We start from the raw sequence: 19,627 nt of genomic DNA, 5'->3' as shown, positions 1-19,627 counted from the left end.
GGTGTCGTAGTCGAAGTTACCGCCGCTACTTGGCCATCCGGCGCGGGCGGATCAGCGCGAGCTTGGTCATCAGCGTGTTCATCCGCTTCAGCGCCCGCGGGGAGTTGTGGTAGTAGTTGCCGCCGGCGCCGACGCTGGTGCGCGGGCTGACCACCGTCTCGATCCGGCAGTACTTGCGCAGGCCCTCCGGCCCGCCGAAGCGCGCACCGATGCCCGACGATTTCCATCCGCCCATCGGGGCGGTGGTGCACATCAGGTTGGAAATCACGTCGTTGACGTTCACGCCGCCGCAATCCAGTTGCAGCGCAATGTCTTGCGCCCGTTCGACGTCCCTGGAGAAGACCGCCGCCGACAGTCCGTACGGGCTGTCGTTGGCCAGCCGGACCGCCTCCTGCACCGAGGACACCTTCATGATCGGCAACGTCGGCCCAAACGTCTCCTCGGTCATGCACGCCATCGAGTGGTCGACGTCGACCAGGACCGTGGGCTCGTAGAAGCTGCCCGGCCCGGACCCGCGCTTGCCGCCGGTCAGTACGCGGGCGCCCTTGGCAAGCGCGTCCTCGACGTGCCGGGCGGTGACCTCGACCTGGCTGTCGTCGATCATCGCGCCGAACGCGTGGCCCTCCCCCGCGCCCATCTTGAGGTTCTGTACGTCGCGCACCACGGCGGCGACGAACTGGTCGTAGACCTGTTCGAGCACGTATACGCGCTCGACGGAGACGCAGGTCTGTCCGGCGTTGAACATCGCACCCCACACCGCGGCGTGCGCGGCCAGCTCGATGTCGGCGTCTTCGAGCACGATCATCGGGTCCTTGCCGCCGAGCTCGAGGCTGACGGGCGTGAGCCGGCGGGCGGCCCGCTCCATCACCTTGGCGCCGGTCGCGCTGGACCCGGTGAACTGGATGTAGTCGGAGTTGTCGATGACGGCCTCGGAGACCTCACGTGCGCCCTGGGCCAGGGCAAGCACATCGGGACCGCCGGAATCCAGCCAGCCGCGCAACAGCAGTTCGGCGGTCAGCGGCGTGCGTTCGGAGGGTTTGAGCAGCACGGCACAGCCGGCGGCGAGCGCGCCGATCGCATCCATCAGCGCGTTGGCCACCGGGTAGTTCCACGGCGCGATGATGCCGACGACCGCGCGGGGCCGGTAGTGCACGGTGATCTTCTTGATCGACAGGAACGGCAGCGCTGCACGCCGGGGCTCCGGTGCCAGGGCCTTGGCCATCGTCCGCACGTAGTACGACGTGATCATGATGATCAGCGGGACTTCCTGGGCCGCGTCCGAGGCGGACTTTCCGGTCTCGGCGATCAGCAGCCGCTCGATGTCGTCGCGGTGTTCGCCCAGCCAGACCGCGTAGCGGGCCAGCACCTTGGCGCGCCCCTTGGCGCCGCGGGCCTCCCATTCCCGCTGCGCGCTGCGCAGGCCGGCCGCGATGCGCGTGACGTCGGCGGGGTCGGTCCAGCGGACTTCCCCGGCGACACCGCCGGTCGCCGGATTCCTGATCGTCGCGGTGCCGGTGAACGTCGCGGAGGTCGAGGTCGTATCAGACGTCGCTGTCATGTCCCCATGTTAACGGGGGCTGTGATCCAGCTCGCACTTGGGTTGACACGTGTCAAGTCTGGCGAGCGACATGGCGGCGCACACGCAGGCGGTGCCGAGCAGCAACGCACCGATCGCGTCGGTGAAGTAGTGGTAGGCGACGGACTGCCCGATGACCCCCAGCACCATCACGACCGCCGCACCGACCAGCACCCACGTTTTCGCGCCGAGCAGCAACACGGCCATCGCCAGCACCACGACCGTGGCGGTGGTGTGCCCGCTCGGATAACACAGCCCGCCCTCCTTGAGCCGGCCGAACGCGTGCTTACCGACGCGGGCGGCCAGCACCGCCACCAGCGGGGTCACCGCGGTGATCAGCGCCAGGTTCCACCGGCGCCGCAGGAGCGCGGCGACGAACACCGCGACGCACAGGGCGACCACCAGCCCACCGGCGGTGAACACCAGCAGATACCGGAGTTCGCGATATTGGCGGCCGAGTTCCTGGAACCAGTCGTCGACCGGTGTGGACCCCTTGCCGACCGCCAGGCCCAGCAGGATCATGGCGGCCAGCCCGATCGGCGGCCACCACCGGATCAGCGTTCTCAGCGCACCAGTCCCCGGATGTAGGCCGCCTGCCCCAGGTGCTGGGCGGCGTCGTCGATGATGCTGACCAGCCGCGCGCTGGCCGTCACCGGCGGCGTCCACCGCTCATCGACGATGCGGGACAGTTCGTCGGCCGACACCGACGCGACGTACTCCAGCGAGAGCTTGTGCACCGCGTGGTAGTAACCGGCGAGAAGTTGCGGCGACGCCCGGACCTTGGCGACCTCTTCGGGGGTGTGCCCGTAGCCGTGTGCGTCGCGGGGCAGATCCAGTGCGAACCTGTCGACCCAGCCGTCCCGGAACCACACCTGTTCGGTGCCGGCGATATCGCACAGTTGCGCATCCTGGATGCGGGCGCTGTGCCAGATCAGCCACGTGATCGTGTTGGCCTCCGGCGTCGGGCGGTAGTAGGCCACCTCGTCGGTCAGGTTCTCGGTCAGGTCGTCCACGTGCTCGATGAGCCGGGTGAAGGAATCGCGGAGCAGCTCGCGGGCGGCATCGATATCGGCCATGCCCGCCAAGCTACGCGCCGTGGAAGACGGCCTCCACGTTGTTGCCGTCCGGATCGCGGACGAACGCGCCGAAATAGCCCGGGTGGTACTCGGGCCACAGCCGCGGGGCGTGCAGCGACTCCGCCCCCGCCTCCAGCGCCGCGTCGTAGAACGCCCGCACCGCGTCGGTGTCGGCGGCCTGGAACGCGACGTGGATCTCGCGGTTGGGCCCCGCGACGTTCCCCGCGTTCATGTCCCCGATCCAGAAGTCGGGCTTGCCGTCCCTGCCGTACCCGATCGCGATCTGGTAGTCCATCTGCCGCGTGTAGCCCAGCACACCGAGAACCTTGTCGTAGAACGCTTTCGCCGCTTCCCAGTCCGCACAGTTGATCCCGAAGTGGTCGATCATGGGCTCACCGTACATTCGGGGTATGACATTCGACCTGGTTATCCGTGGCGGCACCATCGTCGACGGCCTCGGGGGTGCACCTTTCACCGGGGACGTGGCCATCCGCGACGGCGCGATCTGCGCAGTCGGCACCCTCGACGCGGACGGCGCCCGCGAGATCGACGCGACCGGGCTGCTGGTCACCCCCGGCTTCGTCGACCTGCACACTCACTACGACGGGCAGGCGATCTGGTCGGACCGGCTCACCCCGTCCTCGGCCCACGGTGTCACCACCGCGGTGATGGGCAACTGCGGTGTCGGGTTCGCGCCGTGCCGGCCGGCCGACCACGACGTGCTCGTCGATGTGATGGCCGGCGTCGAGGACATCCCCGGCGTGGTCATGGTCGACGGGCTGCCGTGGCACTGGGAGACGTTCCCGGAATTCCTCGACGCGCTGGACGCCGGACGCAGGGACATCGATGTGGCGGCGTTCCTGCCTCATTCGCCGCTGCGGGTGTACGTGATGGGCGGGCGCGGCGTCGACCGCGAGCCTGCCACCCCCGAGGATCTCGCGATGATGCGCAAGCTGGCCGCCGAGGCGGTGGCTGCCGGCGCACTCGGCTTCGCGTCGTCGCGGTTCACGCTGCACAAGACCCACAGCGGCAGGCCGATCCCGAGCTACGACGCAGACCGGGCCGAGATCGAGGCGATCGCGCGCGGGGTCGAGGACGCCGGCGGCGGGCTCATCCAGTTCGTCCCGGACCTGGTGGCCGGCGACTACGAGCCCGTGCTGCAGACGGTGTTCGACGTGGCCGCCGAGGTGGGCCTGCCCGTCACGTTCACGTTGGCGATCGGCAACGCCGGCGACCCGTTCTACCTCGACGCGCTGCGGATGGTGGAGAAGGCCAACCAGGACGGCGGCCAGATCAGCGCGCAGATCTTCCCACGGCCGATCGGGTTGATGCTCGGGCTGGAGCTGTCGGGCAATCCGTTCGTGATGTACCCGTCGTACCGGGAGATCGCCGACCTGCCACTGACCGACCGGGTCGCACTGATGCGTAAACCCGAAGTGCGGGAACGTATCCTGAACGACAAGCCGGAGTCCGACGGACACCCGCTGATGTTCGCCGCGCAGGCCTGGAGCTACATGTTCCCACTCGGCGAGCCGCCGAATTACGAACCATCACCGGCCGATTCGATCGGCGCCCGCGCCCAGGCCCGGGGCGTCAGCCCGCTGGAAGAGGCCTACGACCGGCTGCTCGACGACGACGGGCACGCGATGCTGCTGGTCACGCTGGCCAACTTCCGCGACGGATCGCTGGACACGGTCGCCGAGCTGATCCGCCGCGATGACGTGGTGCTCGGTCTCGGCGACGGCGGTGCACACTACGGGATGATCTGCGACGCAAGCTTTCCGACGTACATGCTGACGCACTGGGTGCGCGACCGGGCGACAGGCCGGTTGTCCGTCCAGGATGCGGTGCGCGAGCTCACCTCGGTTCCCGCGCGGGTAGCCGGGCTGTCCGACCGTGGCCGGATCGCCGTGGGCTACAAGGCAGATCTCAACGTGATCGACGCGCAGGCGTTGCAGCTGCACAAGCCCGTCGTGGTCAGCGACCTGCCCGCCGGCGGACGCCGGCTCGACCAGACCGCCGACGGCTACGTCGCCACGATCGTGTCCGGTGAGGTGATCGCCGAGAACGGCGTGCCCACGGACGCCCGCCCGGGCAAACTCATCCGGGGACGGCAACCGGCGCCCGGTCCGGTGGGGTAGCAGCCCTCAGTCGCTCCCCGATGCAAAGCTGGTCTAGTTGAATCATCAACGGATCGTGGGGTTTTCGGGTTTACACTCAGATCTGTGAAGGTGCTCGTCACCGGCTGTACAGGCTTCACCGGTTCGCACACCGCGGCCACGCTGACAGCTGCCGGGCATCGGGTCAGGGTCATGGTGCGCGATCGCGCCCAGGTGCGGCCTGTCCTCGAGCCGCACGGCGTGGTCCCCGACGAGGTCGCCGCCGCCGACATGACCGACCGCGACGCGGTCGACTCCGCACTCACCGGCTGTGACGGCGTGATCCACACCGCCGCCGTGGTGGATCTGCGACGCGGGATGCCGAGCATCGTCCACGTGTCGTCCCTGGCGGTGTTCTTCACCCCGCGCTGTCCCCCGATGTCATCGGCGCTGCCCGTCGTCGACGGCACGACCGCCTGCGCCCGCTCCAAGGTGGCCGCCGAGCACTTCGCGCGGCGGCTTCAGCACGACGGGGCACCCGCCGGCCACCTCACCGCCGCACAGGTCGGCAGAACTCTCGGAAGACGAGGTACACCCCATGAAATTCGCGTTCCCGATGCCTCACACCATGCGTCTCAAGGCCCTGACTCAACCGTGGGAGCAGGCGGTCACCGGCACCGACCAGGCCGAGATGGCCCGATGCGCGGAGACACTCGGCTACGACATGATCGCGGTCCCGGAGCACTTCGCCGTCCCGGACACCCATGTCGAGCTGACCGGTCCGCACTACTTCCATTCCACGGTGGCGCAGGCGTTTCTGGCCGGGGCGACCCGCCACATCCCCATCAACTCCTGCGTCACCCTTCTGCCGTTGCAGCACCCTGTCGTTCTGGCCAAGGCGCTGTCGACCGCCGATTGGATGAGCGGCGGGCGGATCATGGCGACGTTCGGTGTCGGTTGGGACGCCGAGGAATTCGAGGTTCTCGGCGTCCCGTTCCACAAGCGCGGACGGCTCGCCGACGAGTATCTCGCCGCGATCGTCGAGTTGTGGACCAGCGAGCACCCGCGATTCGACGGCGAGTTCGTCACCTTCGCGAATATCGCGTTCGAACCGAAACCTGTACAGAAGCCGTGCATCCCGATCTGGATCGGCGGTGACGCCGATGCGCCGTTGCGACGTGCGGCGCGGTGGGCCACCGGGTGGATCCCGTTCCTCACCCCACCCGAGCAGATCCCGGCCCGGATCGACTTCATCAAGTCACAGCCGACTTTCGACGGTCGGCCCTTCGAGGTCAGTTACGGGCTGGGCACCTCACTGATCGGTGAGGGTCATGTCGTGGTCGAGGACCCGACCCAGCAGCCGGGTATGCGGGCCGCGGAGATCATCGACAAGCTCGGTCACTTCGCCGAGCTCGGGGTGACGATGTCGTCGGTGCCGATCCCGCCTGTCAGCGGGGTCGACGCCTACCTGGATTACGCGCAATGGGTGATCGACGAGATCAAACCGCACGTGCCGTGACCGCTCCGCGTACCCTCGCGGCATGAGCGTCAAGGTGGATCTCGCCCGGCTCGGCGAGGCGTTGGGCGACTTCTCGTTCGCCTATCTGGTCACCGTCGGGGACGACTACCGCGCGCATACCGTCGCGGTGGACCCGATCCTGGCCGACGGCACCCTGGTGATCGGCGCGGTCGGTAACAGCACCCGCCGCAACGCATCTGCCCATCCCGAGGTCACGCTGGTGTGGCCGCCGAGCACACCGGGCGGGTACACGCTGATCCTCGACGGCACGGCCCAGGTGGCCGGGGATGGTGTGCAGATCCAACCCACCGGGGCGGTGCTGCACCGCCCTGCGACCCCGGGCGTGCCGACCGCATCCGGTTGCGGGGACGACTGCGTCCCGCTCAACGGGTGACGACGACCTTGCCGGTCATCCGTCCCGACCCGACGTCACGGTGAGCCGCGCGCAACCCCGCCGCGGAGAAGTCGTCGATCGTCCTGGTAACGGTGGTGCGCAGCGTGCCCTCGTCCACGAGCGCGGCGGCACGGGCCAACAGCCGCTGCTGCTCGGCCATGTCCGGCGTCTCGAACATGGACCGGGTGAACATCAATTCCCAGTGCCACGCAATGCTTTTCGCTTTCAGGGCGACAAGATCCAGGCCGGGAGGCTCGTCGATCGCGGTGATGTGGCCGAACGGTTTGACGATCGCGGCGTAGTCGTCGATGTTGCCCGCCGAGTGCGGTGAGAACAGATAGTCCACCCCGCCGGGGACCGCGTCGAGCGTCTCGGCGCGCAACCGGTGATGGTCGACCACGATGTCGGCGCCCATACGCTCGGCCCACTCCCGCGACTCGGTGCGGCCGGCGGTGGCGATCACGCGGACGCCGGTGAGCGCCTTGGCGAGCTGGATCATGATCGAGCCGACACCACCGGCGGCGCCGAGCACCAGGAGGTCACCGGTGGAGTCCGACGTCAGCCCGAAACGTTCGAACAGCGATTCCCACGCGGTGATCGTGGTCAGCGGCAGCGCCGCCGCGTCGGCGAAGGACAGCGACGTCGGCTTGCGGGAGACGATCCGCTCGTCGACGGCCTGGAACTCCGCATCGCTGCCGGGTCGGGTGATGTCACCGGCGTACCAGACCTCGTCTCCGGTGTGCAGCGTCGTCACGGCATCGCCGACCGCCTCGACGACACCCGCGGCGTCGTACCCCAGGACGGCGGGTTCGGCCGACGGTGTCAGAGCCGCCCGCTGTTTGACGTCGACGGGGTTCACCGAAACCGCCTGCACCCGGACCAGCACGTCCCGGGGACGCAGCGTCGGGACCTCGACGGTGACGTCCTGCAAACCGTCGTCGACCGACTCGGCGGCGAACGCGCCGATCGCGGACATCTGGCCAGTGGTCATGCCCACTGTGAACTCCGCGACCACCGAGATCCATTCCCCGTTTGCGATCACCGCGCGCGAAACTCTCGCCATCCGGCCCCGAACTTGCGGTGATAGATCATCGTGACCGTCACCCACACACCGGCCCACGATCAGCAGACGGTAACCCCGCAGGCCCGCACCGCGCTGTGGGCGAGCCTGGTCGGCACCACGATCGAGTGGTACGACTTCTTCCTGTACGCCACCGCGGCCAGCCTGGTGTTCAACCAGGCGTTCTTCCCGGACCAGACCACGTTCGTCGGCACGATGCTGTCCTTCGCGACGTTCGCGGTCGGTTTCGTGGTGCGCCCCATCGGCGGCTTCGTGTTCGGCCATGTCGGGGACCGCATCGGCCGCAAGAAGACGCTGGCGCTGACCATGCTGCTGATGGGCGGGGCGACCGCGCTGATGGGCGTGCTTCCCACCGCGGCACAGATCGGCGTGCTGGCCCCGATCCTGTTGCTGCTGCTGCGCATCGTGCAAGGTTTCGCGCTGGGCGGCGAATGGGCCGGCGCGGTGCTGCTGGCCGTCGAGCACGGGCCCGCCCGCCGGCGGGGGCTGTTCGGGAGCATCCCACAGGTCGGCCTCGCTCTCGGCCTGGCCTTGGGCACAGGGGTTTTCGCACTTCTGCAGGTCGCACTGCCCGACGAGGCGTTCCTCACCTACGGGTGGCGCATCGCGTTCCTGTTCAGCATCGTGCTGGTGATCTTCGGCGTGGTGGTCCGGCTGAAGGCCAGTGAGACACCGTCTTTCGAAAAGGTGCGGGACAGCGGCGACCGTGCGGCGGTGCCGGTGCGCGAGGTGTTCCGCCCGCCGATCCTGAAGTCGACGGTGCTGGGCATGCTCTCCCGCTGGGGTGAGGGTGCGGCGTTCAACACCTGGGGCGTCTTCGCGATCTCCTACGCCACCGGCACGCTCAAGCTGGAGAAGGTGCCGGTGCTGCTCGTCGTCACCGGGGCCGCCCTGCTGATGGCGGCACTGCTGCCGGTGTCGGGCCTGTTGGCCGACCGCTACGGCCCCAAACGGATCTACACCATCGGCATCGCCGCCTACGCCGTGGCCGTGTTCCCGGTGTTCGCGTTGTTCGGCACCGGGAACCTCGCGCTGTACGCGGTCGGGATGGTCGTGGTCTTCGGTGTCATCCACGCGCTGTTCTACGGCGCCCAGGGCACGCTGTACGCGTCGCTGTTCCCGGCCCGGATCCGCTACACCGGCCTGTCGACGGTCTACCAGCTCTCCGGGGTCTACGCGTCGGGGCTGACCCCGCTGATCCTGACCGCACTGATCGGCGTCGCCGGCGGCAGCCCCTGGATTGCCTGCGGTTACCTGGTGACCACGGCGGTCGTCAGCGTCGTCGCCACCTCACTGCTCAAACCGGCACCGCTGCACACACTCTGACACCGCGGCCCGAATGTGGGTGTTGTGCACGGAAATCGGGCGAAATGCGTGCACAAGCCCCACAGTCGCGTCACGCCGGACAGCCGGCTGCGCGCAGCTTCGCGCGGACGCGCTCGACGATCACCTGCGGGCGCTCGAGCATGGCGGCGCTCACCCGGATCACCCGCCAGCCTGCCTCTTCGAGCAGCGCCAAGCGGTCGATGTCCCACGCTCTCTGCCGCCGATCGGCCCAGTGCTGGATGCCGTCGTACTCGAGGGCGACCTTCCATCGGCGCCAGCCCATGTCGACCCGTACCCGAAGCCCGCGGAACGCGATCTGGGTCTGCGGCCGAGGAAGCCCACCGTGGACCAGGATCAGGCGCAGTCTGGTCTCCTGAGGCGACTCGGCGCCACCGTCGACCAGGGCGAGCACTCGTCGCAGTCTCGCCGAACCACGCGCCCCCGGGTGGGCCCGGGCCACCGCCACGACGTCGCCGACGGGTACGCGGGTGGCGTTCAACAGCGCGTCGACGGTGGGGATCGCGAGCTCTTCCGGGAGTGTCCGCCCGAGGTCGAATGCCGTGCGCGCCGGCGTCGTCGCATCCACGCCCCCGATCAGACACAGCTCTTCGGGCGGGACGTCCCAGGTGTGGACGGCGATACCCGGCGGGGCATGCCGGTCGCCGCGCAGGATGTCGGCGGGCGCGTCAGCGTCGAGCCACCTGGTGCCGAACACCGCCGCCGCTGACACGCCGCACAACGGCGCTCCGGTGGCAAGCCATGCCGCCTCGGCGCGCACGCGCGCGGTGAGCTCGACGTCGCGCGGGAGGTAGACCCCGCGGTAGATGACCATGTGGTCGCGGGCCAGCGCGCGACGGGTCAGACGACCGTCGCGGACCGCGACGCTGCCGAGAAAAGGTTCCATGCGGCCACCGTCGCCACAGCAACCGACGAATGTGGGCCTCCTGCACGCGTTTCGGGCCGAACCTGTGCATAACACCCACAGTGGGGACAACGAAAAAGCCCGGGCTCGCTAGGCGAGCCCGGGCTTCTTCAGTAAGGGACTTAGAAGTCCATACCGCCCATGCCACCGGTCGGGTCGCCCGCGGGTGCGGACGCCTTCTCCGGCTTGTCGGCGACGACGGCCTCGGTGGTGAGGAACAGAGCCGCGATGGACGCCGCGTTCTGCAGCGCCGAGCGGGTGACCTTCACCGGGTCGGCGACGCCGGCCTTGAGCAGGTCCTCGTACTCACCGGTCGCGGCGTTGAGGCCGTGACCCGCGGGCAGGTTGGACACCTTCTCGGCAACGACGCCGGGCTCCAGGCCGCCGTTGAAGGCGATCTGCTTGAGCGGAGCCGACAGCGCCACGCGGACGATGTTGGCACCGGTGGCCTCGTCGCCCGTCAGGCCGAGGTCGTCCAGCGCAGGAGCCGACTGCAGCAGAGCCACGCCGCCACCGGCGACGATGCCCTCTTCGACGGCAGCCTTCGCGTTGCGGACGGCGTCCTCGATGCGGTGCTTGCGCTCCTTGAGCTCCACCTCGGTGGCAGCTCCGGCCTTGATCACCGCAACACCGCCGGCCAGCTTGGCCAGGCGCTCCTGCAGCTTCTCGCGGTCGTAGTCGGAGTCGCTGTTCTCGATCTCGGCGCGGATCTGAGCCACCCGGCCGGCGATGGCATCGGAATCGCCCGAGCCCTCGACGATGGTGGTCTCGTCCTTGGTGACGACGACCTTGCGGGCCTGGCCCAGCAGCGAGACGTCGGCGGTCTCCAGGGACAGCCCGACCTCTTCGCTGACGACCTGACCACCGGTGAGGATGGCCATGTCCTGCAGCATCGCCTTGCGGCGGTCACCGAAGCCCGGAGCCTTGACGGCGACGGACTTGAAGGTGCCGCGGATCTTGTTGACCACCAGCGTGGACAGGGCCTCGCCCTCGACGTCCTCGGCGATGATCAGCAGCGGCTTGCCGGCCTGGATGACCTTCTCCAGCAGCGGGAGCAGATCCTTGACGGTCGACACCTTGGAGCTGACCAGCAGGATGTAGGGATCCTCCAGGACGGCTTCCTGGCGCTCGGCGTCGGTCACGAAGTAACCCGAGATGTAGCCCTTGTCGAAGCGCATACCCTCGGTGAGCTCGAGCTGCAGGCCGAAGGTGTTCGACTCCTCGACGGTGATGACACCCTCGTTGCCGACCTTGTCCATGGCCTCGGCGATGAGCTCGCCGATCTGGGTGTCGCCGGCGGAGATCGCCGCGGTGGCAGAAATCTGCTCCTTGGTCTCGACCTCCTTGGCCGACTTCAGCAGCGACTGGGTGACAGCCTCGACAGCCTTCTCGATGCCACGCTTGAGGCCGAGCGGGTTGGCGCCGGCTGCGACGTTGCGCAGGCCTTCGCGAACCAGAGCCTGAGCGAGCACGGTGGCGGTGGTGGTGCCGTCGCCCGCGACGTCGTCGGTCTTCTTGGCGACCTCTTTGACCAGCTCAGCGCCGATCTTCTCGTACGGGTCCTCCAGCTCGATCTCCTTGGCGATGGACACACCATCGTTGGTGATCGTGGGGGCGCCCCACTTCTTCTCCAGCACGACGTTGCGACCCTTCGGGCCCAACGTCACCTTTACGGCGTCTGCGAGGGCGTTGAGGCCCCGCTCGAGGCCACGGCGGGCCTCTTCGTCATACGCAATTGTCTTGGCCATTGCGAAGTGTTTCCTCCGGATTGGGGATGCACGTCTTGTCGGTCGGAATCGATGCCCGCGACGGACGACCAGGGCTGTGCTCGCAGATGCGGCCCCGGCCTCACCGGCCCGACCTAGCACTCACTGGTCGCGAGTGCCAACTGCATTCTTAGCACTCGACCTGGGCGAGTGCAAGATTGGTCAGGGCCTCAACCCGTCCTCGATCACCTGCGTGACCCGCTCGGTGACGTCGCCGTCGAAGGCCTGCGGCACCTTGCACACCACCAGCAGTGCCTTGACGACGGCCACGTCGACGTCGGCGCGGGCGGTGCCGGCCTGCTGCGCGGCGGTCAGGAGTTCGTCGAGCGTCGCCAGGAACGCCGCTTCGGCGCCCGGCGCGACCGCCTCCAGATCCAGCCCCTGGCCCACCAGGGCGTCGACCAGCCCGTGGTCGACCGCGGCGCTGCGCACCATGTCCCGGAAGAACACGAACAGCGCCCGGCCAGGCCCTTCGACCGTCAGCAGGGTCTGCGCGTGGTCGACGATGCGGCGCACCCGGTCCTCGGCGACAGCGGCGATCAGCGCCTCTTTCGTCGGGAAGTGCCGGTAGACGGTCCCGGCGCCGACGCCGGCCCGCCGGGCGATCTCGTCGATCGGGACGGCCAGGCCTTCGGCGGCGAACGTCTCGTAGGCGACCTCGAGGACCCGCGCCCGGTTGCGCACCGCGTCAGCCCGCAGGGGTCGGGTCACGGTTTCCCTCCTGGCGAACACTAAGCGGGGCGCACGTTCCGTATAGTCGTCGACAACCGGGGCGGTTGCCCCGTTTGTCCACTATACGAGCCCCAGGAGCGCCCCATGACCGACTGGACAACCGCCGACATCCCCGACCAGACCGGACGCACCGCCGTCATCACCGGCGCCAACACCGGCCTCGGCTTCGAGACCGCCAAGGCGCTCGCGGCGAAGGGCGCGCAGGTGGTCATCGCGGTGCGCAACGCCGACAAGGGTGCCCGGGCCGCCGCACAGATCACCGGCGACGTCGACGTCCAGGAACTGGACCTGACGTCGCTGTCCTCGATCCGCGCCGCCGCCGACGCGCTGAAAACCCGCTTCGAACGCATCGACCTGCTCATCAACAACGCCGGCGTGATGACGACGCCCAAGGGCACCACCGCCGACGGCTTCGAGCTGCAGTTCGGCACCAACCACCTCGGCCACTTCGCGTTCACCGGCCTCCTGCTCGACGCCGTCCTCGACGTCCCCGGTTCCCGCGTCGTCACCGTCAGCAGCAACGGCCACAAGCTGGGCGGCGCCATCCACTGGGACGACCTGCAGTGGGAACGCAGCTACAGCCGGATGGGCGCCTACACCCAGTCCAAGCTGGCCAATCTCATGTTCACTTATGAACTGCAGCGCCGGCTGGCCCCGCGCGGCAAGACGATCGCCGTCGCGGCGCACCCCGGCACCTCGACCACCGATCTGGCCCGCAACCTGCCGCGGCCGGTCGAGCGCGCCTTCCTGGCCGCCGCCCCCGTGCTGTTCGCCCAGACCGCCGACCGGGGCGCCCTGCCCACGTTGCGGGCGGCCACCGATCCCAGCGTCCTGGGCGGGCAATACTACGGACCGGACGGCATCGGCCAGCAGCGCGGCGCGCCCATCGTCGTCGCGTCCAGCCCGCAGTCTTACGACATCGACCAGCAGCGCCGCCTGTGGCAAATCTCGGAGGAGTTGACCAAGGTGGTCTTCCCGGTCAACTGACCAGGGCACACTGACGCCATGTCGCTGGTCGTGCCGCCCTATCCCCCGCCGCGCTACACCGCCGACACCCCGGAGGTCAGCGCGTGGCTCAAACGCGGCGACGAGCCGGCGGACTACGACGCGTTCGGCCACATCCAGTACCACTATCTGGCCAACCAGCAGGACACCGGTGGTGACTACGGCCTGTACCGCGTGCAGATCGGGCCGCGCGGCGGCGGCCCCGGCCCGCACTTCCACCGCGGCATGTCCGAGGCGTTCTACGTGCTGTCCGGCAGCCTGTCGCTCTATAACGGCACCGAGTGGGTCGACGGAAGCCCCGGGGACTTCCTCTACGTGCCGCCGGGCGGCATCCACGGCTTCGGGAACACCTCCGACGAACCGGCGTCGATCCTGATCCTGTTCGCCCCGGGCGCGCCCCGCGAGCACTACTTCGAAGGATTGGCGCAGCTGGGTGAGCTGACCGACGAGGAACGCCGCGAGTGGTTCGACAAGAACGACAACCATTTCGTCGAGTGACCGAGTCGTCCGGACACGCCGCGCCCGGACACGCTGCGGATATGCGATCGCGGAACCCCCTGGCCTAGACTGCATTCCGGTTCGCCGTCGCAGACGGCACAACGGGTTTCGCCGTCGGAGACGGCACAACGGGTTGGGAGGAGTCGTGGGTGCGGGCTGATGCAGCGCCCAGCACCCAGTCGTTGCGGAGCTGGCAGCGACGGGCTCTGGTGAAATACCTGACCGCCAAACCCCGGGATTTCCTGGCCGTGGCCACCCCGGGCGCCGGCAAGACGACCTTCGCGCTGCGCATCGTCGCCGAACTGCTCGCCGAGCGCACCGTCGAGGCCATCACCATCGTGGTGCCCACCGAGCACCTCAAGATCCAGTGGGCGCAGGCCGCCGCCCGGCACGGCATCGCGCTGGACCCGAAGTTCTCGAACTCGAACTCGCAGACGTCGTCGGAGTACCACGGCGTCGTCGTGACCTACGCGCAGGTCGCCAGCCACCCGAGCAGGCACCGGGTGCGCACCGAGAACCGCAAGACGCTGGTGGTCTTCGACGAGATCCACCACGGCGGCGATGCCAAGAGCTGGGGCGACGCGATCCGGGAGGCGTTCGACGACGCGACCCGCCGGCTGGCGCTGACGGGGACGCCATTCCGCAGCGACGACAGCGCGATCCCATTCGTCACCTACGAGACCGGGCCCGACGGCTTCGCCCGCTCCAAGGCCGACCACATCTACGGCTACAGCGACGCGCTCGCCGACGGTGTGGTGCGGCCGGTGATGTTCATGGCCTACTCCGGCGAGGCCCGCTGGCGTGACAGCGCCGGCGAAGAGCACGCCGCCAGGCTCGGCGAACCGCTGACCGCCGAGCAGACGGCACGCGCCTGGAAGTCGGCACTCGATCCGAAGGGCGAGTGGATGCCCGCGGTGATCGCGGCGGCGGACAAGCGACTGCAGGGTCTGCGACAGCACGTGCCCGACGCCGGCGGCATGATCATCGCCACCGACCAGACGACCGCCCGCGCCTACGCGGACCTGCTCGTCAAGATCACCGGCGAAATGCCCACGGTGGTGCTGTCGGACGACAAGAGCGCCTCCGACCGGATCTCGGAGTACTCGGCGGGCACGTCGCGGTGGCTGGTCGCGGTGCGCATGGTGTCCGAGGGGGTCGACGTGCCGCGACTCGCGGTCGGGGTCTATGCGACCAGCGCGTCGACGCCGTTGTTCTTCGCCCAGGCCATCGGCCGATTCGTGCGGTCGCGGCGGCCCGGCGAGACCGCCAGCATCTTCCTGCCGTCGGTGCCCAACCTGCTGCTTCTGGCCAGCGAGATGGAGGCGCAGCGCAACCACGTGCTGGGCAAGCCGCACCGCGAGCCGATGGAGGACCCGCTCGACGCCGAGTTGCGTGAGCAGAAGCGCGACGAGCCGGGCGAGGAAGAGAACAAGATCGAGTACCTCGGCGCCGACGCCGAACTCGACCAGGTCATCTTCGACGGGTCCTCGTTCGGCACGGCGACCCCGGCGGGTAGCGACGAGGAGGCCGACTATCTCGGCATCCCCGGCCTGCTCGACGCGGCGTCGATGCGAGACCTGTTGCGGCGCAGGCAGGAAGAGCAACTCACCAAACGCTCGGAGGCCGGGGTGGTCGCCCCGAAGACCACCCACGGCCAGTTGCGCGAGCTGCGCGCCGAGCTGAACACGCTGGTGTCGCTGGCCCACCACCGCACCGGCCGCCCGCACGGCTGGATCCACAACGAGTTGCGGCGCCGCTGCGGCGGCCCGCCGGTGGCGGCTGCGACCCGCGAGCAGCTGCAGGCCCGCATCGAAGCGATCCGGATCCTGCAGCGCGAGTTAACCGCGTAGGTCCGGCGCCGTCGTTCCTGCCGATTTCGTGACAGATCAAGTGAACCCTGGATAAGCGGAGTTCAGCGAGTAGCGTCACCCCGGGGCGCATGTTGCGTGGGGGTAACCATGGTCACAATCGAAGAGTTCTCGCGAATGGTGGCGGCTGTGCACGCCGCGGCGGTGGAGCCCGACCGGTGGGACGAGGCGCTGGCGCTGGTACGCGCCGTGTTCGGTGCCGGTGCCGTGGGGCTGGTCCGCGGCGAAGGCGCGCAGCGCGTCCTGAGGACCGGTGACTTCCTCGACGAGGCGGCGATGCGCGCGTACCGCGACTACTACCGGCAGTTCGACTACGTGCTGGCCGCGGTGGAGGGCAGCGCCGTGGGCCTGGCACACCGCGGGGCCGCACTCGTCGCGCTCAAGCCCCGTTCTGAGTTCCACGTCGACTGGATCCGCCGATACGGGCTCGACGACGGATTGTTCGTCCGTCTGGCAGGCTCGCCGCGGCCGTGGTCGTTCGCGGTGGCCGGTCCACGGCGCGCCGAGCTGTTCGGCTGCGACACCGTCAAGGTCCTCGACGCGTTCATCCCGCAGCTTCAGCGCGCACTGTGCACGCAGCACACGGTGACCGAGCTGCGCGACCGCGCCGGACATCACGAACACCCGGCTGACGCGTTCTCCGCGCCCGCAGCTGTCATCGCCCCGGACATGACGGTCGCCTACACGAATACCGCAGCGGAGTCGTTGTTACGTTGCGGTACAGACGTTCTCGTCACTTCGGGACGCATGCGCCTCTCGGCGCCCGCGGCCGACACCGAGTTGCGCCGCGCGGTGTCCTGTGCCGCGCGCAGCACCGGTGTCCGCAGCGGCGACTCGCTGCGGGTGCCGCGGAGCAGCTCACCGCATCCGCTCGTGGTCCACGTGTTACCGCTGCCGGACCAGGGCGATTCGAGCGCTCTGGTCGTGGTCGTCGACCCGGACGCCCGCCGGGAGCCTCCCAAACAGCTTCTGCGCCGGGTGTTCTCGCTGACCGATTCCGAAGCCGAAGTGGCGCTGCGCGTCGGCCGCGGGCTCGGGCTGTCCGCCATCGCCGACGAGCTGTCGCTGTCGCTGGCCACTGTCAAGACGCACCTGCAGCACACCTATCAGAAGACCGACACCCACCGGCAGTCGGATCTGGTGCGCCTGATGCTCGCGCTCATGCCATAAGCCCGCAGCCATGCGGTCTTGATGCGCTTGGCGGTGGCCCGGTGGAACTGCCGGGGCGGCAACCGCTCCGGGCCACGCCGCAGGCAGTCTCGCAGTGTGACGGCGCCGAGTGCCGCGACCGTCATCCCCTGCCCGTGGATCGGGCTGATGCTGCAGACCGCTCCGCCGGTGACCAGAAGCCCGCCCGGCAACCGGTCCAGCCTGTCGTAGCGACGCCACAGACTGGCCGGGAAGCGGTGCAACGCGACATCACCGAGCGGCTCGGCCACCCGCAGCGCTTCGACGGCGTGCGGAGGTATCAGCTGCTGGGCGCAGCTGAACATCTCGGCGGCACTTGCCGGTGGCGAGGCGGCGCTGCCCACTGTTCCGATCAGCATGTTCCACCGGTCGTTCTCGCACCGTGCCATGATGAACTCCAGCGGCCGGTCCGGCGCGAACATGTCGATGAACATCAGCTCGTGCAGGAGTCCTCCGGGGATCCGCACCGGCATGCTCACATAGTTGGCGTGCGCCGTCAGTCGCACCTCGACCGGACGCCGGTAACCGAGGCGCTCGAGCAGCACCGGGGTCCGTGACGCGCGACCGGTGGCGTCGATCACGAGATCGGCGGTGAGATCGCACGTTCCGCGTCCGGCGCGGTCAGTGACACGTACCCCCGTGATCACCTGACCCGACCACGTCAGCGCATCCACGTCATGCCGGTCGAGGATGTCCACCCCCGGCAGTGCCCGGACACGCCCGCGCACAAGCCTTTCGACGAGCGGCCGGCCGGCGAACAGGGTCGCCGGCCCCGACAGGGCGGGCAGATGCCCCGTTCTGGTCACGCGGCGGCCGCCGACGCGGGCGTCCAGCCGGGAGAGTTCTCCTTCGGCCCACAGATGCGCCCCCGAGGTCACCATCTCCTCGGTGACGCCGGGGAACAGACCCTCGACGATCTGCCCGCAGCGGGCGGGCACCATGTGCGGCTGCCGGCTGCGCGGCGCTCCCTGGCCCGGTGTCGCGGCGTCGTCGAGCGCGTCACGCTCCAGCACGGTCACGCGGCCGTAGAACTCGGTGAGCACCCGGGCCGTCAACAGCCCGCCCATGCCGGCACCGAGCACCACCGCGTGCCCACCGCTTCGGGTCATGTCCTCATCAAGCGCTGCCCCGACCGGGAAATCCTCACCCGAACGGTTGAAGTTCCCAGCCCGGATTCAGCGCAGCAGCGCGATGACCTGCGCGACGTCCGGTAGCGCGGAGTCCCGCCCCGGCAGTTCGTCGAATACCGTCCAGTAGCCGATCCCGTACTCCCGCTGACGTGCCACCAGTTGCTCGGCCATCTGTTCGTGGGTGCCCAGCAGTACGAACGGCGAGTCCAGCAGGGTCTCCGGGTCGGCGCCCGTGGTCGCGGACAGCTCGGCCGCCTCGACCGACTGCGCGAACTCCCGGGCCGCGGCACCGTCGCGCGGCAGCGCGGTGGTCAGCCCGAACCGCATCTACAGCTCCAGCAGTGCGGGCAGGTCGGCCACCGAATCGATGACGTGGTTCGGCTGCATGGCGAATTCGTCTGCGGCCCAACGGTCCAGCGTGTCCTGACGGAACTTCCCGGTGCGCACCAGCACGCCCGTCATGCCGACCACCTGCCCGGCCAGCACGTCGTTGTCGAGGTCGTCGCCGACCATGTACATCTCGTCAGGGTCCACGCCCAGCCGGGCGGCCGCGGACAGGAACCCCTCAGGGGCCGGCTTGCCGACGGCGGTGGCCTTGCGGCCGGAGGCCTTCTCCATCCCGATCAGGTACATGCCGGTGTCGATGCGCAGGCCGTCGGCGGTGGTCCAGGCGGTGCTGCGGTGCATCGCCACCACCGGCACACCCTGGGCCATCCAGTCGTAGACCCAGGACAGCGTCAGGTGACTGTATTCCGGGCCTGCGCCGCCGAGCAGCACTACGTCGGGCGCCTCGGGGGCGCGGGGACCGGTGAACTCCCCGGAGTAGACGATGTCGATGCCGGGCATGTCCTCGGCGATCTGGCCGCTGTTGACCAGGAAGCACCGGGCGTCCGGGTAGCGGTCACGGACGTAGTCGGCGGTCAGCACCGCGGCGGTGACCACCTCGTCGGAGCGCACTGCCATGCCCGCCTCGGTGAGCAGGTCGGCGATCTGCGCGCGGGTCCTGGTGGTCGTGTTGGTCAGGTAGGCGCAGGCGATCTGGTTGTCCGCCAACGTCTGCAGGGTCTCGGCCGCACCCGGGATCGGCTTCCACGACGTCACGAGTACGCCGTCGATGTCGAACAGAATCCCGCCGATGGCCATGGTGCGACAGTAAACCGCCTTCGGTGGCGCGCAACCGGAGACCCTTGCTAGCCGCGGGCCCAGGACGTCTCGCCGAGCCACGGCGAGGTCGCGGCGGCGATCGACCACGCGAAATCGGCAGGCACGTCGACGACCTCGTAGCGCTTCACCCCCGCCGCGGTGGCGGCGACCAGGGTCGCGACCCCGGCCCGGCGTTGCCACAGCGACTGGCGCACCGTCCATCCGACGATGCCCGGCGCGGCCAAGCAGTCGCGGCGCCGGGCCAGGCTGCCCGACCGCGACACCAGCCAGCCGTCCCCGGCGC

General features: G+C 69.2%; 19 protein-coding genes and 2 pseudogenes. 9 read left to right on the top strand and 12 right to left on the bottom strand.

Annotated features, from left to right (window positions below; translation table 11 throughout):
• Positions 1–25: 25 nt before the first annotated feature.
• From MVA01S_RS10635 to MVA01S_RS10620, 4 genes are read right to left on the bottom strand one after another with little or no spacing between them, the layout of a single operon-like run.
• On the bottom strand, positions 26–1,558 hold the full coding sequence (locus MVA01S_RS10635) for an aldehyde dehydrogenase family protein (protein WP_003932804.1): 1,533 nt from the start codon (positions 1,556–1,558) through the stop codon (positions 26–28).
• A 9-nt stretch (positions 1,559–1,567) separates the two neighbouring features.
• Complete coding sequence (locus tag MVA01S_RS10630) at positions 1,568–2,098, bottom strand: phosphatase PAP2 family protein (RefSeq protein WP_003932805.1); 531 nt, start codon at positions 2,096–2,098, stop codon at positions 1,568–1,570.
• A gap of 41 nt (positions 2,099–2,139) precedes the next feature.
• Positions 2,140–2,652 (bottom strand): mycothiol transferase, encoded by a 513-nt coding sequence (locus MVA01S_RS10625; protein WP_003932806.1) that lies wholly within the window; start codon positions 2,650–2,652, stop codon positions 2,140–2,142.
• A gap of 10 nt (positions 2,653–2,662) precedes the next feature.
• Positions 2,663–3,040 carry a VOC family protein gene (locus MVA01S_RS10620; RefSeq protein ID WP_040542819.1) on the bottom strand — a complete coding sequence of 126 codons (378 nt, stop codon included), beginning with the start codon at positions 3,038–3,040 and terminating at the stop codon, positions 2,663–2,665.
• Positions 3,041–3,062: 22 nt separating this feature from the next.
• Between MVA01S_RS10620 and MVA01S_RS10615 the strand changes: the two genes are divergently transcribed.
• The 4 genes and pseudogenes from MVA01S_RS10615 (at position 3,063) to MVA01S_RS10600 (ending at position 6,664) form a co-directional block, all read left to right on the top strand.
• Positions 3,063–4,793: an N-acyl-D-amino-acid deacylase family protein gene (locus tag MVA01S_RS10615; RefSeq protein ID WP_003932808.1), complete on the top strand. Its 1,731-nt coding sequence runs from the start codon at positions 3,063–3,065 to the stop codon at positions 4,791–4,793.
• 84 nt (positions 4,794–4,877) lie between these two features.
• Positions 4,878–5,114, top strand: a pseudogene (locus MVA01S_RS32365) (NAD-dependent epimerase/dehydratase family protein); the annotation flags it as partial.
• Between the two features lie 235 nt (positions 5,115–5,349).
• Positions 5,350–6,270 carry a TIGR03619 family F420-dependent LLM class oxidoreductase gene (locus MVA01S_RS10605; RefSeq protein WP_003932810.1) on the top strand — a complete coding sequence of 307 codons (921 nt, stop codon included), beginning with the start codon at positions 5,350–5,352 and terminating at the stop codon, positions 6,268–6,270.
• Positions 6,271–6,292: 22 nt separating this feature from the next.
• Positions 6,293–6,664, top strand: coding sequence for a hypothetical protein (locus MVA01S_RS10600; protein ID WP_003932811.1), 372 nt, complete (start codon positions 6,293–6,295; stop codon positions 6,662–6,664).
• On the opposite strand, the gene MVA01S_RS10595 is transcribed toward MVA01S_RS10600, so the two are convergent.
• Positions 6,654–7,655 (bottom strand): zinc-binding alcohol dehydrogenase family protein, encoded by a 1,002-nt coding sequence (locus tag MVA01S_RS10595; RefSeq protein WP_040542820.1) that lies wholly within the window; start codon positions 7,653–7,655, stop codon positions 6,654–6,656. The two genes, MVA01S_RS10600 and MVA01S_RS10595, sit on opposite strands and share 11 nt — an antisense overlap.
• Positions 7,656–7,757: 102 nt before the next feature.
• On the opposite strand from MVA01S_RS10595, the gene MVA01S_RS10590 reads away from it, so the two are divergent.
• A complete protein-coding gene (locus MVA01S_RS10590) occupies positions 7,758–9,071 on the top strand; it encodes an MFS transporter (RefSeq protein WP_003932813.1) in 1,314 nt (437 codons plus the stop codon).
• A gap of 70 nt (positions 9,072–9,141) precedes the next feature.
• Here the strand turns inward: MVA01S_RS10590 and MVA01S_RS10585 are convergent, their stop codons facing one another.
• The 3 genes from MVA01S_RS10585 to MVA01S_RS10575 all read right to left on the bottom strand — a co-directional run bounded on the left by MVA01S_RS10585 (position 9,142) and on the right by MVA01S_RS10575 (position 12,470).
• On the bottom strand, positions 9,142–9,975 hold the full coding sequence (locus MVA01S_RS10585) for an endonuclease domain-containing protein (protein WP_003932814.1): 834 nt from the start codon (positions 9,973–9,975) through the stop codon (positions 9,142–9,144).
• 140 nt (positions 9,976–10,115) lie between these two features.
• Positions 10,116–11,741, bottom strand: coding sequence for a chaperonin GroEL (gene groL / locus MVA01S_RS10580; protein ID WP_003932815.1), 1,626 nt, complete (start codon positions 11,739–11,741; stop codon positions 10,116–10,118).
• 180 nt (positions 11,742–11,921) lie between these two features.
• On the bottom strand, positions 11,922–12,470 hold the full coding sequence (locus MVA01S_RS10575; protein ID WP_003932816.1) for a TetR/AcrR family transcriptional regulator: 549 nt from the start codon (positions 12,468–12,470) through the stop codon (positions 11,922–11,924).
• A 105-nt stretch (positions 12,471–12,575) separates the two neighbouring features.
• Between MVA01S_RS10575 and MVA01S_RS10570 the strand changes: the two genes are divergently transcribed.
• The 4 genes from MVA01S_RS10570 (at position 12,576) to MVA01S_RS10555 (ending at position 17,032) form a co-directional block, all read left to right on the top strand.
• The gene (locus tag MVA01S_RS10570; RefSeq protein WP_003932817.1) at positions 12,576–13,478 is read left to right on the top strand and encodes an SDR family NAD(P)-dependent oxidoreductase; all 903 of its coding nucleotides are present in this window, start codon (positions 12,576–12,578) and stop codon (positions 13,476–13,478) included.
• An 18-nt stretch (positions 13,479–13,496) separates the two neighbouring features.
• On the top strand, positions 13,497–13,994 hold the full coding sequence (locus tag MVA01S_RS10565) for a cupin domain-containing protein (protein ID WP_003932818.1): 498 nt from the start codon (positions 13,497–13,499) through the stop codon (positions 13,992–13,994).
• 149 nt (positions 13,995–14,143) lie between these two features.
• Complete coding sequence (locus tag MVA01S_RS10560) at positions 14,144–15,844, top strand: DEAD/DEAH box helicase (protein WP_060941590.1); 1,701 nt, start codon at positions 14,144–14,146, stop codon at positions 15,842–15,844.
• A 108-nt stretch (positions 15,845–15,952) separates the two neighbouring features.
• A complete protein-coding gene (locus MVA01S_RS10555) occupies positions 15,953–17,032 on the top strand; it encodes a helix-turn-helix transcriptional regulator (protein WP_040542693.1) in 1,080 nt (359 codons plus the stop codon).
• Here the strand turns inward: MVA01S_RS10555 and MVA01S_RS10550 are convergent.
• The 4 genes and pseudogenes from MVA01S_RS10550 to MVA01S_RS10535 form a co-directional block, all read right to left on the bottom strand.
• Positions 16,969–18,159 (bottom strand): FAD-dependent oxidoreductase, encoded by a 1,191-nt coding sequence (locus MVA01S_RS10550; protein ID WP_040542695.1) that lies wholly within the window; start codon positions 18,157–18,159, stop codon positions 16,969–16,971. The genes MVA01S_RS10555 and MVA01S_RS10550 overlap by 64 nt on opposite strands.
• Positions 18,160–18,225: 66 nt before the next feature.
• A pseudogene (locus MVA01S_RS10545) lies at positions 18,226–18,447 on the bottom strand (LLM class F420-dependent oxidoreductase); the annotation flags it as partial.
• Between the two features lie 60 nt (positions 18,448–18,507).
• Positions 18,508–19,323, bottom strand: a complete 816-nt coding sequence (locus MVA01S_RS10540; RefSeq protein ID WP_003932824.1) for an HAD-IIA family hydrolase — start codon at positions 19,321–19,323, stop codon at positions 18,508–18,510.
• Between the two features lie 47 nt (positions 19,324–19,370).
• Positions 19,371–19,627: PH domain-containing protein (locus MVA01S_RS10535; RefSeq protein WP_159426309.1), on the bottom strand; the 257-nt coding region annotated here is incomplete at its 5' end.

The organism is Mycolicibacterium vaccae NBRC 14118 = CIP 105934, assembly GCF_001552715.1.
In the GTDB taxonomy this organism is placed as follows: Bacteria; Actinomycetota; Actinomycetes; order Mycobacteriales; family Mycobacteriaceae; genus Mycobacterium; species Mycobacterium vaccae.
Note: the sequence above shows the minus strand (reverse complement) of the source record. Positions and strands in the feature narration are given on the sequence as shown.

Excerpts from the sequence above, each read along its gene's own strand:
- MVA01S_RS10620 (WP_040542819.1), bottom strand. The coding sequence starts at position 3,040 with ATGATCGACCACTTCGGGATCAACTGTGCGGACTGGGAAGCGGCGAAA.
- MVA01S_RS10635 (WP_003932804.1), bottom strand. The coding sequence starts at position 1,558 with ATGACAGCGACGTCTGATACGACCTCGACCTCCGCGACGTTCACCGGC.
- MVA01S_RS10605 (WP_003932810.1), top strand. The coding sequence starts at position 5,350 with ATGAAATTCGCGTTCCCGATGCCTCACACCATGCGTCTCAAGGCCCTG.
- MVA01S_RS10615 (WP_003932808.1), top strand. The coding sequence starts at position 3,063 with ATGACATTCGACCTGGTTATCCGTGGCGGCACCATCGTCGACGGCCTC.
- MVA01S_RS10555 (WP_040542693.1), top strand. The coding sequence starts at position 15,953 with ATGGTCACAATCGAAGAGTTCTCGCGAATGGTGGCGGCTGTGCACGCC.
- MVA01S_RS10595 (WP_040542820.1), bottom strand. The coding sequence starts at position 7,655 with ATGACCACTGGCCAGATGTCCGCGATCGGCGCGTTCGCCGCCGAGTCG.
- MVA01S_RS10600 (WP_003932811.1), top strand. The coding sequence starts at position 6,293 with ATGAGCGTCAAGGTGGATCTCGCCCGGCTCGGCGAGGCGTTGGGCGAC.
- MVA01S_RS10625 (WP_003932806.1), bottom strand. The coding sequence starts at position 2,652 with ATGGCCGATATCGATGCCGCCCGCGAGCTGCTCCGCGATTCCTTCACC.
- MVA01S_RS10630 (WP_003932805.1), bottom strand. The coding sequence starts at position 2,098 with ATGATCCTGCTGGGCCTGGCGGTCGGCAAGGGGTCCACACCGGTCGAC.
- MVA01S_RS10585 (WP_003932814.1), bottom strand. The coding sequence starts at position 9,975 with ATGGAACCTTTTCTCGGCAGCGTCGCGGTCCGCGACGGTCGTCTGACC.
- MVA01S_RS10540 (WP_003932824.1), bottom strand. The coding sequence starts at position 19,323 with ATGGCCATCGGCGGGATTCTGTTCGACATCGACGGCGTACTCGTGACG.
- MVA01S_RS10565 (WP_003932818.1), top strand. The coding sequence starts at position 13,497 with ATGTCGCTGGTCGTGCCGCCCTATCCCCCGCCGCGCTACACCGCCGAC.
- MVA01S_RS10570 (WP_003932817.1), top strand. The coding sequence starts at position 12,576 with ATGACCGACTGGACAACCGCCGACATCCCCGACCAGACCGGACGCACC.
- MVA01S_RS10550 (WP_040542695.1), bottom strand. The coding sequence starts at position 18,159 with ATGACCCGAAGCGGTGGGCACGCGGTGGTGCTCGGTGCCGGCATGGGC.
- groL (WP_003932815.1), bottom strand. The coding sequence starts at position 11,741 with ATGGCCAAGACAATTGCGTATGACGAAGAGGCCCGCCGTGGCCTCGAG.